Origin of the sequence: Amycolatopsis taiwanensis DSM 45107 (assembly GCF_000519205.1) — a bacterium.
Classification (GTDB): domain Bacteria; phylum Actinomycetota; class Actinomycetes; order Mycobacteriales; family Pseudonocardiaceae; genus Amycolatopsis_E; species Amycolatopsis_E taiwanensis.
The window spans coordinates 12,441-24,426 of record NZ_JAFB01000039.1 but is presented as its reverse complement, the minus strand read 5'-3'; the positions used below and the strand labels follow the sequence as shown (position 1 = coordinate 24,426).

The following is an 11,986-nucleotide window of genomic DNA, read 5'->3' as shown; positions in this document are numbered from 1 at the left end:
GTGCAATACCGGCGCGGGTGCCGCCATGACAACCATGCACATCCGCCGGGTGCGGGATTGTGCAGTTTGCCGGAGCAGCAGAATGCACAGATCCCGGCCCGAGGCGGTGTGCAATCCGTACCTAACCAGCATCGTGCGTTTCGTGCCAGGGTGCGCAGATGACCAGGTTTCCCGACGCGCTCAGACCCGCCAGCCTCGGCAGCGACGGCATGGTCGCGGCCAGCCACCCCGCGATCAGCCGCGCCGGCGCGAATGTGCTCGAACGTGGCGGCACGGCCGTCGACGCCGCGCTGGCCATGGCCGCGGTGGCGTGGCTGGCGCTACCCGGGCAGTGTGGCATCGGAGGCGATGCGTTCGCACTGGTTCACCAGCCGGACGGCACCGTACAAGCCTTTTGCGGCAGCGGTTTCGGCCCCGATGGCGGCACGCCGGAACGTTATGCGGGCATGCGTAGCATCCCTCGGTACGGCGCCCTTTCCGTCACCGTGCCGGGAGCGATCGCGGCGCTGGAAGCGCTTCACCGCGCTGGCGCGACGCAGTCGCTGACCGACTTGTGGGCGCCGGCCGTGACGCTGGCGCAGCGCGGCCTGCCATGCACCGCGCGGACCGCGGGCGACATCCGGGAGCACACCTCCCGCCTCGCCGCGGATCCGGACACCGCCGCGGCACTGCTGCCCGGTGGGGGAGTCCCGGCGGTCGGCACCCGGCTACCACAGCTCGCGCTGGCTTCGTCCATCAAACGGTTGGCCGACGACCCGGCCGCGCTCTACACCGGTGAGCTGGCCGAACGAGCCGTCGAACACCTCAACGGGCTTGACGCGCCCTTTTCCGGTGACGAATGGGCCGCGGCCGCCACCGTGCTGCCCGAGTCCGCCCTGCGCCGCCGCTACGGCGGTCACTGGGTGTACCAGACCCCGATGCCGACACCGGGCTGGATGGTCCTCGACCAGCTCTCGGTGTGCGACGGCGAACTCGGCGACGCCCCGCTTTCGGCCGAAGAGGTGCACTGGCTCGCCGGCGCCGCCCGGATCGCCTTCGCCGACCGCTACGCCCGGGCGGGAAGCGACTCCGACGGCTGGCGGCTTGGCGGTGAGCCCGCCGCGGTCGAAGCCGCCCGCGCCCGCATCGCCTCCGGCGACCTGCCGGGACCCGCCGGAGCGAACCCGTCCGGCGACACCACTTCGATGGTGGCCGTCGACGGCGAGGGCCGCGCGGTGAGCCTGATCCAGTCGCTTGCTTTCACCTTCGGCGCGGGGATCACGATCCCCGGCACCGGGATCGTGCTGAACAACCGGCTCGGCCGCGGCGCCTACCTGGTGCCCGGTCACCCCAACGAGGTCAAGCCGCGGCGCAAACCCGTGCACACCCTCAACGCCTGGCTCGTCACCGATGACGAAGGCCGGCTCCGGCACGTCGGCAACACTCCCGGCGGGGACGGCCAGGTGCAGTGGAACACCCAACTGGTGTCCCATCTGCTCGACCACGGCGCCGGACCGCAGGCCGCGGTCGACGCGCCCCGGTTCACCGTGTTCCCCGGCAGCGACGCCGGGGATCTCGGATCTCCCGCCGAACTGCGCGTCGAGGATCGGCTGGGGCCGGACGTTTTGGACGGGCTGCGCCGGCTCGGACACCACGTGGTGCCGGTCGGCGACTGGGGCGCGGGCGGGAGCTCGCAGGTCATCTCGGTCGACCATGAGCACGGCTGCTTCGCGGGCGGGTCCGACTCACGTCAGGAAGGGGTGGCGCTCGGTGTCTGAACAGGCATCCGCACCGCCGCCTGTCCCGCAAGGCCGGTACCGGACCGCCGTGCTCGCCGGTGGTCTGGCCTACAGCGCCGGCATGACGCCGCGCCGCGCGGGAAAGCTCGTCGTGACCGGGCGGGTGGGGCAGGATCTTGACCTCGCCACGGCGTCCTGGGCTGCCGGGCTGGCTGCCGGCAACGCATTGGTGGCGGTGAGCGAGGCGGCAGGCGGCCTGGACCTCATCGAGCGCTGCGTCCGGATGACGGTCTACATCTGCTGCACGCCCGAGTTCACCGAGTTGTCCGCCGTCGCCGACGGGGCCTCGGCGGTACTCGCCGCCCGGCTGGGCGAGCACGCCCTGCCCGTCCGAGCGGCGGTCGGGGTGCGCGCGCTGCCCGGGGGCGCCCCGGTCGAGGTGGACCTGATCGTGGCCGTGCGCTGAAGCGACGGCGGAGCGTGGGGAGAGGCCGGCGCATGACCGGAGCACTACGAGAACGGTCCGTACGTTCCGGGACGGGCGGTCCACTCGGATTGCTCGCCGCGGCGCTGATGGTCGGCACCTTCGCCAGTACCATCGCGAACACTCTGGTCAACGTGCCGCTGGCGGTGATCACCGCCGACCTGGGCGCGCCGCTGACCAGCGGGACGCTGATCGTCGTCGCGTTCAACCTGACCTGTGCCGTCGGGCTGCCCTTCGCGGGGTGGCTCGGCGACCGGCTCGGCCGGCGGCGGGTGTTCCTGGCGTCCATGGTCGGCGTGACGATCGGCGCCCTGGGCGCGGCCACCGCACCGACGCTGCCGCTGCTCGTCATATTCCGCTTGGTGCAAGGGTTTTCCGGCGCACTCGTGCTGCCGACCGTGCTCGCGTTGATCACCACGGCGGTCGGGCCGGAGCGGCGGGGGCGGGCGGTGTCGTGGTGGGCCGCCGCCAACGGGGCGGGCCAGGCCGCGGGCCCCACCGTGGGCGGGATCCTCACCGACGCCTTCGGCTGGCGAGCGGTGTTCATCGCGATCGTGCCCTTCGCGGTGTCGGCCTTCGCGGGAGGCTGGCGCTGGATACCGCAGACCGCGCCGCGAGCGGTCCCGCTGGACCTGCCCGGAGCATGCTCGCTGGCCCTCGGTGTGACACTCGTGCTGGTCAGCGCGTCGGTCTTGGGCGCCGCCGGCCCGGGCTCGCTGCTCGCGTGGGGTGGAATCGGGCTCGCGGCCGCGGTACTCGGCGCGTTCGTGGTGATCGAGCGGCGCCGGGCGGAACCGTTCGTGCCGCCGAAGCTGCTGGCCGAACCACGTTTCGTCCGCTCCGCCGTGGCCGCGTTGTGTCAGATGTTCTGCCTCACGGCCACCCTGCTCACGATCCCGTTGTATGTCACGGCGCATTGGGGCTTCAGTTCCCGGGCGGCCGGGTTACTCGTCGTCGCACTGCCACTGGCGATGACGCTGCTCGCCCCGGTAGCGGGCTTGCTCACCGAGCGCTGGAGTCCGCGCCAAGCGCTGCGAATCGGCCTGATCTGTCTGGGCCTGGCCGAGGCCGTCCTGGCGGTCGTCCTCGCGGTGGGTGGCTCCGGTGCGGGTCCGATGTGGACAATCGTTGCGGTGGCCACGTGCATCGGCGCGGGAATGGCCCTGACCCAGACCCCGGCGGCCGCCGGAGCCAGCCGCTCGGCGCAGGACGCCGGGTCGGGCACCGGCCTCGGCGTCTTCAACATGCTCCGCTTCGTCGGCGCCGCGATGGGCGGCGCGATCGTCGCGATCATCCTCGGCGACTCCCCGGACGGTGCCGGCTCGTTCGCGACCATGGCCGGGGTCTGTGGCGGCACCGCCCTGCTAGCGCTGCTGGTCACCTTCGCCGGCCGCGTACCCCGCTGAGCGTAGTAGCCGTTCCCGGCGTCCCCCGTGGACGATACCGCGCTGAGGTTATCGAGAATTCCGGGGGCGGTAGAGGGAAGCGAGTGGTTGGTCTTTGTGAGCGAAGGACGGGACTTCCACCTGGACGAGGCGACGGGCGAACTGGCAGTGACAACTCCGACCGGACGCACCCACACCACCCGACCAGGAACCATCCTCGAACCGAACGTCGGAAAAACGGACGAATCCAAAAAGGATGCTCTACACGACGACACCGATGACCCGTCCTGCTGAGCCCTGCACACCAAGGCACGCACGCTGCCATACGCGAATGGTTGTCGCAGGTATCTCACGTTCTTCTTACCGTACCAACCTGATTGTCGCGAGCCGTCCACCCCTGGACCGGCCCGGTGCGAACTCGCCCTCCCGAACCGAGAACTCGCCCTCCCGAACCGAGAACTCGCCTTCCCGAACCGAGAACTCGCCTTCCCGAGCCCGGAACTCGCCTTCCCGAACCCGGAACTCGCTCTCCCGAACCGAGAACTCGCCTTCCCGAACTGAGAACTCGCCCTCCCGAGCCGGGGACACGCCAGCACTTGGTGTGTCCCCGGTTCAGGCACCCGTGTTCCCGGCTCAGGCACCCGTGTTCCCGGTTTGGGCACGTGAGTTCCTGGTTTGGGCACGTGAGTTCCTGGTTTGGGCACGTGAGTTCCTGGTTCGGGCACGTGAGTTCCTGGCTCAGGCAGGCACGTCCCCGGTCCAGCAGTTGGTCGTCGACTTCGCTATATAGGTAGCCGCCGACTCAATGACTACACCCGAGGGTCCAGGTCGGTAGTGGTTCGCGCGAACGTATCCACGTCGGTGGCACTCCTGCCACGCCAGGCCGGTCGGCGACGCCCGACCCGGTGTAGGCCGCGACGATACCGCCGACCATGGCCGCCATGGTGTCGACGTCACCACCGGCCTCGACACATCCCGTGATCGCCGCGGGGTAGTTGTCGAGCTGCGTCGCCGCAAGCCACAAGGCGAACGGCACCGTGTCCTGGGCGGTCACCCGTGAGCCATTGCCCAATTCGTAAGCGGCTTCCGCTACCGACCGGCCGAGCAGGCTCAGTGCCCGCACGATCCCACGGCGGACGCTGCTGTGGTCAAGACTGTCCAGGACCGCATCGAGGAAGGCGTGTGGCGATGGCCGGGTTCCGGCCAGACGTGCGGTACCGGCCACCGATGCGCCGAGCGCGATGGCAACCGCCCCAGCGACCCCCTCCGGGTGGGCGTGGGTGACCTCGGCGGAACGAACTGCCTGCTCGGCGACGACGGCGAGATCACCCGCGTAATAAGCGCCCAGCGGCGCGACGCGCATCGCGGCCCCGTTTCCGCATGACCCCTCGCCACCGAACGCCGACGCGGCCGCTTTGCGCCACGGGACGCCATCGCGAATCTGATGCAGAATGACGACACTTCCGGGACCGTAACCACGGTAAGGCTCACATCTGTCGGCGAAGGCGGCCGCCAGCCTGTCCTGGCCGACTTTGCCGTGATCACGAAGCTCCGTCACCACCGAGCAGGCCATTTCCGTGTCGTCGGTCCACTCCCACGGATTTTCCGGCAACCAGCCGGCGGCGAAATCCGAAAACGATCGACCTGGTACGAAAAACTGCGCACCGAGCGCGTCCCCGACAGAAAGTCCGTCAAGCGAGTCATAGGCGAGGCTTACCTCGCCTCCATCAGGCGCCAACTCATCCATTGTGCAGACATCATGCACCGCGTCGCTGCCGCGACGCCAGCGCTTCCTGGCGTCGCACGCCCAGTGCCCACCGGGTCCGGTCGGGTGCTCATCGCCGAGCGGCCGCCGATACGAGAGATGCTTCGGCCCGCCAGCGGTCCGCGTAGTAACCCTGGACGTTGACCAGTTCACGGTGACTGCCGCGCTGGATCACCTTTCCGTTGTCCAGCACCACGATCTCGTCGAACGCGCGCTCGTCGGCAAGCGGCGCCAGTCGGTGCGTGGCCAGAACCACGGTGCCGCGGGCTTCGGCGAGCACCGAGCGCAGCACCGCGTCGCCTGTTGCCGGTTCGAGGCCCTCGACCGGCTCGTCCAGCAGCAGCACCTGCGGGTTCGCCAGCATCGCTCTGGCCAGCACCAGTCGTTGCCGCTGCCCGCCGGACACCGCCGCGCCGTCCGCGCCGAGCACCGTGCCCAGTCCAGCCGGCAACCCGTCCGGCCAGTCGCCCAGCCCGGCCGTCGCGCACGCCGCGCGCAATTCCGCGTCGGTCGCCGAAGGCTTGGCCAGCAACAGGTTCTCCCGGACGGTGGTGTGGAACACGTGTGCGTCGGCGAGCGCACCGGAGATCACCGGGGCCAGTGCCTCCGGCGCGAACGCGCCCAGCGCCACCCCGTTCACGGTGACCCCACCCGCACTCGGCTCGACCAGCCCGAGCAGGGCGTGCAGCACCGTGCTCTTGCCCGATCCGCTCGGCCCGACCAGCGCGATCCGCTTGCCGTACGGCAGATCCAGGTCCAATCCGGACAGCGCGTGCTCCTCACGGCCCGGATACCGCACGCCGAGCCCGGTGGCCACCACCCGCACCGGCTCCTCGGGCGTTTGCCGGGGGCCCGGTCGCGGCGCGGGCGCGGTCAGCAAGTCATGCACCCGGCGCAGCGACGCGCTGGCCTCGGCCCAGCGAGCGGCCGCGCCGGTCAGCGGCAGCGCGACCTCGAACACCCCGATCGTGCCGAGGGTGAGCGCGGCGATCGTCGGCCCGGCGAGGTCGGCGGCGAGCAGGCACACCGCGAGCGCGGTACCGAACTGCAGCACCATTCCAGCCGCGCCGAGCGCGCTGACCCTGGCCGCGCTGCGTTTGTCCTGCCGCGCCAGCCGGTCGGCCACCCGGTTCGCGTTGCCGAGTGCCCGCTCACGCGCGCCGAACACCGCGAGTTCGTCGGCGCCGCGCACGAGTTCCACGGTGTGCGCGGCCAGTTCGGCGTGCGACGGTGCGCGGTCACGGGCGGCCGCCCCGGTGATCCGCGCCGACAGCATCGGCAGCCCGATCCCGGCGAGCGCGAGCCCGGCGGCCAGCACCAGTGCGGCCACCGGCGAAGCGAACGCCACCACGATCACCGTGACCAGACCGGTCCCGGCCGCCACCAGCGCGGGCAGCACACAGCGGAGCACCGCGTCCTGCATGGCGTCCACATCGGACACCGCCCGGGCGAGCAGATCGCCGCCGTGTGCCTGGTTTCGGTGCGGTACCAGGGATTCATACACTCTGGTGCGCAGCGAGCCGAGATAACGCAGTACCACCCGGTGCCCGGCGAGGCGCTCGGCGTAACGCAGGGTGCCACGCAACAGCGCGAGAGTGCGGACCGCGACGATCGCCACGGTCAGCGCGGCGATCGGCGGTTGTTCGGCGGCGCGCAGCAGCAGCCAGGCCGCGGTGCTCAGCAGCGCGAGCCCGGCGAGTTCGCCCCCGGCGGCGATCAGCGCCGCGAATGCCAGGCTGCGCAGATCGCCGCGTTCCACGCCCCAGATTCTTAACGTGCGCACGACAGTTCCTTCCGTACCTGGCGGTTGTCTAGAGTGCGTCTCAAAGTCGGTGTTCCCGCCTGAGGTGACCGCAGGCGCGCACAGCGGAGGCCTCGGTTTTGGGGAGGCAGGCCGCCAACCTGGGAAGCAAGGATCACGCGCGAGTCACGGCCTGGCTGCCCAAAACCGATCGCGCGCCCTTTGAAACACTGTTCAGTTCGACTACCCGGTCGGCCAGGCCGAGCAGCGCGGGCCGGTGTGCGACCAGCAGCGCGGTCCGGCCGGTGGCGAGCCGTCCGATCGCGGCGAGCGCCGCAGCCTCGCTGTCCCCGTCCAGCCGGGACGTCGGCTCGTCCAGCAGCAACAGTCCGGACTCGGTGCGCAGCAACGCCCTGGCCAGCCCGATCCGCTGCCGTTGCCCGGACGACAACCCGGCACCGCCCTCCCCGAGTGTGGTCCTATAACCGTCCGGCAAGCGCTCGATCACCGGCGCCAGTTCGGCCGCCCGCCCGGCTTCGGCGAGGTCGGCCGCAGTCGCGGACGGTCGGCCGAGTGCGATGTTGTCCGCGATGCTGCCGGGAAACAGCGTCGGCCGCTGCGGAACCCAGGCCAGCGCTTCCCGCCACCGCTGGAGATCCAGCTCCACCAGTGGGGTGCCACCGACCAGCACCGCACCCTCGTCCGGCCGGACCAGACCCAGCAGCACGGCCAGCACGGTGCTCTTGCCGGCGCCGCTCGGACCGGTCAGCGCAATCCGCTCGCCCGGCTCGATCACCAGGTCCACTTCGGACAGAGCCGGTGTCGCACGACCCGGGTAGCGCACGGTCACTCCGCGGAACTCGATGCGTACCGTGCGCAGGTCCGGTACCTCGGTCACCGCCGCGACCGTCGTGGCCGGCGGGCGGGCAACCGTGCGGACCTGCTCGACCACCGCGAGCCCCTCGGCACTGGCGTGGAACTTCGACCCGGCCGCGCGCAGCGGCAGGTACGCCTCCGGCGCCAGCAGCAACACCAGCAGCGCGACGTGCGCGGTGATCGTGCCGTCCAGCAGGCGGAAGCCGATCGGCACCGCGACCAGTGCGACCGACAGCGTCGCCACCAGCTCCAGCACCAGCGCGGAAAGAAACGTCACCCGCAGCGTGCGCATGGTCGCGTCCGCGTGCGCACCGGCCACCGAACGCACCGCCCCGGCCTGTGCCCGGGCCCGGCCGAACACCTTCAGCGTGCGCAGCCCGGTGACCATGTCCAGGAAATGACCGCCCAAAGTGGACAGCAGGCGCCACTGCCGTGCGGTGCTCGCCTTGGTGTGCAGGCCCACCAGGATCGCGAACACCGGAATCAGCGGCAGGGTCGCGACGATCACCAGCGCGGACGCCAGATCCGCGGCGAACAGCCGGGCGATCACCGCGATCGGTACCGTCACCGACACCACCAGCTGCGGAAGGTAGCCGGTGAGGTAGCCGTCCACCGCGTCCACGCCCTTGCCGGCCAGGGTCGCCAGCTCCCCGGCCCGTTGGTCCTGCCGCTCCACTATGGACGAGAGGATCCGCTTGCGCAGTGCGGACTTCACCGAGGCCGTCACCGCGGCCGCCGCCCGGCCCTGGTACCAGGTGAGCAGGCAGCGGCCGGTGACCACCGTGGCCAGCGCCGCGATCGCCGTGCTCACCGCGACCGGAGCCGGATGGCCGGCCAACCCGACCAGCAGCGCGGCGAGGAATTCCGCCTGCACCAGGACCACGGCCGCCAGCAACACTCCGAAACCGGCCAGCACCAGCAGATATCGCCGTAGCACCGGCAACTCACCGAGCAGCTGTTTGTCGATCGGTCGCATCGGGAATCCCCACTCTCAGAAGTGCAGCAGGGTCCGGGGGCCGACCGGGTGGCGGTTCGCCCGCCAGGTCAGCCACTGGACCACGATCACCAGCAAGATCGCCGGGCCGCCGATGGTGGTCAGCAGGGCCAGCGTCGACGGGGGAGCGGCCGCGGTGTCCAGCGCCAGCCGGTAGTCCTCCGATGTGGACACCAGAACGGTCGGCAGCCGCAACGATCCCGCGACCAGTACCGGCAACGCCGCCGTCAGCATGGTCGCGGCCAGCGCGACCCGGAACCGGCCGGCCCGCAACGCCAGCCGCACCCCGAGCAGCGTCGCGACCGCCAGCAGTGCCCCGCCGAAGCCGATCAATGGGCTGACGCCGGTGCTGCCCGGCACTCCGGCCACCGCCGCCCACCCGGTCGCGATCAGCACGAACAGCACCGACGGCGGCACCAGGGCGAGCGCGATCCGACGCGCCGGTTTGCGCACCGTGTCGTCCCCCCGCACGGTCAGGAACACCGCGCCGTGCAGCGCGAGCAACGCGACGAACCCGGCGCCGAACAGTAGCGCGTACGGGCTCAGCAGTGAGGTCAGCTCGCCGTCCGGTTTGCCGCTCGCGTCCAACGGAAAACCCTGCACCAGGTTGCCGATCAGCATGCCCCAGGACACGGTGGTGACCAGTGCGCCACCGGTGATCAGCGCATCCCAGCCGCCGCGGCGGGCGTCCGGGCGCCTGCTGCGCAACTGCACCGCGGCGGTGAACGCGACCAGGCCCAGCAGGAGGGTCACCACCAGCAGATAGCCGCCGGCCAGGACGGTGCCTTCCAGGTGTGGAAACGCGCCGAAGAGCACTCCGACCGCGGCAACCAGCCACACCTCGTTGCCGAGGAAGAAGGGGCCGAGCGCGCCGAGCACCCGGCGCCTGCCCGCCTCGTCCCGGCCGAGCCGGCTCGCCAGCATGCCCACGCCGTAGTCGTATCCGGCCAGCGCGAAGTAACCGGTCAGCAGCAGTCCGAGTGCACCGGACCAGAGGATTTCCACGTCATACTCCCGAAAGCACGAGGGTGTGCGGCCGCTCGTTGTCGACGGCCGGTCGGCCGGGTTCCGGGCCGCGCCGGGCGATCCTGGACAACAGCACCCAGTCGGCGACCGCGAGCGTGGCGAACAGCGCGGTGAAACCGACATAGGACACCAGAACCTGGCTCGCGGGCAGTCCGGCGACCGCGTCCCTGGTCAGCAGTTCGCCGTAGATCACCCACGGCTGCCGCCCGCCTTCCCTGGCCAGCCAGCCGAAGATCGCGACCACGAACGGGACCGGGGTCCCCGCGACCATCAGGTAAAGCACCGGCCGCAGCCAGTTGACCCGGAACAGCCAGTTCCGGAACAGCAGTGGCGCGGTCGCCCAGATCACCATCAGCAGGAAGGACCCGGCCGCGATCATCAGGCCGAGCGGCCAGCCGGTCCAGGACGCCGGGGCATAGTCGCCCGGCCCGAATCGTGCCGTCCAGGCCTGCAACAGCTCCGGCGGAACGCCGTCGCCGAACTTCGCCGGCTGCACCGAGCGGACCAGTTCGAACTGGTTGAAACCGTAGAACATCACGAAGGGTGCGGCGATCGCGGCGGCCAGCACACCGAGCCGCATCGACCGCCGGAAGAACTCGACCTCGGTGGTGCGCTTGATGAAGTGGTACGCGCTCACTCCGACCACGAACATGCCGCCGGCGAGCAGGGCGGCGAACAGCACGTGCGGCAGCGCGGCACGCAACGTTGGGTTGCTCAGTAATGCGCCGAAGTCGGTCAGCCGCAGCACGTTCCCTTCACGCCTGGTGCCCGCCGGGTTCTGCAGGAACGAGTTGGCGACCATGATCCAGAACGCGGACGCGTACGCGGTGATGGCGACCAGCCAGATCAGCGTGAGGTGCAGCCACTTGTTCATCCGGTCCCAGCCGAAGATCCACAGCCCGAGGAACGTCGACTCGAGGAAGAACGCGACCAGCGTCTCGATGGCCAGCGGGGCGCCGAAGATGTCCCCGGCGACCGCGGAGACCCCGGTCCAGTTCAGTCCGAACTGGAACTCCATCACGATTCCGGTGGCGATTCCCAACGCGTAATTGATGACATACAACTTCCCCCAAAATCGAGTCATTCTTCGCAGCTCGGGTTTCCCGCCGATCGTGTGGCGGGTCTGCATGATCGTTACCAGCGTCACCAAACCCAGTGTCAGCAGGACGAACAGGAAATGGAACGACGTGGTGGTGGCGAACTGCAGCCTGGACAGGTCTACCGCGTTCATGCTTGTTTCTCCGCGAGTTTGCGCGCGACCGTGCCTTGCGGAGGCTCCGCCCCCACACCCCCGACTGGGGGCAAGCCCCCAGACCCCCTTATCGTGTCGACAGGGCGCTCCATCCGAAATCGAGTCACGTTCTCGACCAGGGCGCCCCGCCGCCCCGATAGCGGGCCTTCGGGGCGCGCGTGGTGGTCACCTTGATTGCCGCGACTTGATACAGGACTGCTCATGCCGGAGACTGTATAGGTAGTGCCGCTACATGTAGCGCGCAAATGCAAGAAGTCAGGGTAAACTCAGGGTCGCCTCGGGGTCGCCCCGGATCTTCGTGCTAGGTAGAGTCCCTACGTATGAAGGCGGAGGAACTCCGAGGGCATCTCGACGCGTTGCTCCTCGCCGTGCTGGACGGCCGCAAGCTGCACGGGTACGCGATCATCGAGGCGCTGCAGTTGCGCAGCGACGGTCAGCTCGACCTGCCGACCGGGACCGTGTACCCGGCGCTGCGCAGGCTCGAGGCAGCCGGGTATCTCAGCAGCGAATGGGATGTGGTCGGCGGCCGCAAACGGCGCACCTACAAGCTCACCAGATCCGGCCAGCGGGCACTCGCCGCCGAACGCGCACAGTGGCGGGAGTTCACTGCGGTGATCAACGGAGTACTCGGGCCGGTGAGGCCATGACGCCCCTTGCGTCAACTCGCGGCTGTCAAGCCGGCCACAGAGCGCGCGTGGGCGAAGCTTCGCTATGGGGGCGGCGGGGCGCCCTTCTGCACGGCGTA

9 protein-coding genes are annotated in these 11,986 nt (G+C 70.2%); 4 read left to right on the top strand and 5 right to left on the bottom strand.

The window, feature by feature from the left end; all coding sequences use genetic code 11:
- Positions 1–158 precede the first annotated feature (158 nt).
- The 3 genes from A3CU_RS0127860 to A3CU_RS46950 are packed head-to-tail and all read left to right on the top strand — an operon-like array spanning position 159 to position 3,608.
- The gene (locus tag A3CU_RS0127860) at positions 159–1,757 is read left to right on the top strand and encodes a gamma-glutamyltransferase family protein (protein WP_027945062.1); all 1,599 of its coding nucleotides are present in this window, start codon (positions 159–161) and stop codon (positions 1,755–1,757) included.
- The gene (locus A3CU_RS0127855; protein ID WP_027945061.1) at positions 1,750–2,184 is read left to right on the top strand and encodes a RidA family protein; all 435 of its coding nucleotides are present in this window, start codon (positions 1,750–1,752) and stop codon (positions 2,182–2,184) included. Before A3CU_RS0127860 ends, A3CU_RS0127855 begins: the two co-directional genes overlap by 8 nt.
- Before the next feature lie 32 nt (positions 2,185–2,216).
- Positions 2,217–3,608, top strand: a complete 1,392-nt coding sequence (locus tag A3CU_RS46950; protein WP_052372279.1) for an MFS transporter — start codon at positions 2,217–2,219, stop codon at positions 3,606–3,608.
- 781 nt (positions 3,609–4,389) lie between these two features.
- Here the strand turns inward: A3CU_RS46950 and A3CU_RS0127835 are convergent.
- The 5 genes from A3CU_RS0127835 to A3CU_RS0127815 all read right to left on the bottom strand — a co-directional run bounded on the left by A3CU_RS0127835 (position 4,390) and on the right by A3CU_RS0127815 (position 11,220).
- On the bottom strand, positions 4,390–5,325 hold the full coding sequence (locus A3CU_RS0127835) for an ADP-ribosylglycohydrolase family protein (protein WP_245617375.1): 936 nt from the start codon (positions 5,323–5,325) through the stop codon (positions 4,390–4,392).
- 97 nt (positions 5,326–5,422) lie between these two features.
- Positions 5,423–7,135 (bottom strand): thiol reductant ABC exporter subunit CydC, encoded by a 1,713-nt coding sequence (gene cydC, locus A3CU_RS46945; protein WP_084143855.1) that lies wholly within the window; start codon positions 7,133–7,135, stop codon positions 5,423–5,425.
- A 133-nt stretch (positions 7,136–7,268) separates the two neighbouring features.
- The gene (cydD, locus tag A3CU_RS46940; protein ID WP_043842765.1) at positions 7,269–8,945 is read right to left on the bottom strand and encodes a thiol reductant ABC exporter subunit CydD; all 1,677 of its coding nucleotides are present in this window, start codon (positions 8,943–8,945) and stop codon (positions 7,269–7,271) included.
- A 15-nt stretch (positions 8,946–8,960) separates the two neighbouring features.
- Positions 8,961–9,968 carry a cytochrome d ubiquinol oxidase subunit II gene (gene cydB / locus A3CU_RS0127820; RefSeq protein WP_027945058.1) on the bottom strand — a complete coding sequence of 336 codons (1,008 nt, stop codon included), beginning with the start codon at positions 9,966–9,968 and terminating at the stop codon, positions 8,961–8,963.
- A 1-nt stretch (position 9,969) separates the two neighbouring features.
- Complete coding sequence (locus A3CU_RS0127815) at positions 9,970–11,220, bottom strand: cytochrome ubiquinol oxidase subunit I (protein WP_027945057.1); 1,251 nt, start codon at positions 11,218–11,220, stop codon at positions 9,970–9,972.
- Positions 11,221–11,561: 341 nt separating this feature from the next.
- Between A3CU_RS0127815 and A3CU_RS0127810 the strand changes: the two genes are divergently transcribed.
- Complete coding sequence (locus A3CU_RS0127810; protein ID WP_027945056.1) at positions 11,562–11,888, top strand: helix-turn-helix transcriptional regulator; 327 nt, start codon at positions 11,562–11,564, stop codon at positions 11,886–11,888.
- The last annotated feature ends 98 nt before the right edge of the window (positions 11,889–11,986 follow it).

Coding starts and splice junctions, on each gene's coding strand:
- A3CU_RS0127860 (WP_027945062.1), top strand. CDS start 159: ATGACCAGGTTTCCCGACGCGCTCAGACCCGCCAGCCTCGGCAGCGAC.
- A3CU_RS46950 (WP_052372279.1), top strand. CDS start 2,217: ATGACCGGAGCACTACGAGAACGGTCCGTACGTTCCGGGACGGGCGGT.
- cydD (WP_043842765.1), bottom strand. CDS start 8,945: ATGCGACCGATCGACAAACAGCTGCTCGGTGAGTTGCCGGTGCTACGG.
- A3CU_RS0127815 (WP_027945057.1), bottom strand. CDS start 11,220: ATGAACGCGGTAGACCTGTCCAGGCTGCAGTTCGCCACCACCACGTCG.
- A3CU_RS0127810 (WP_027945056.1), top strand. CDS start 11,562: ATGAAGGCGGAGGAACTCCGAGGGCATCTCGACGCGTTGCTCCTCGCC.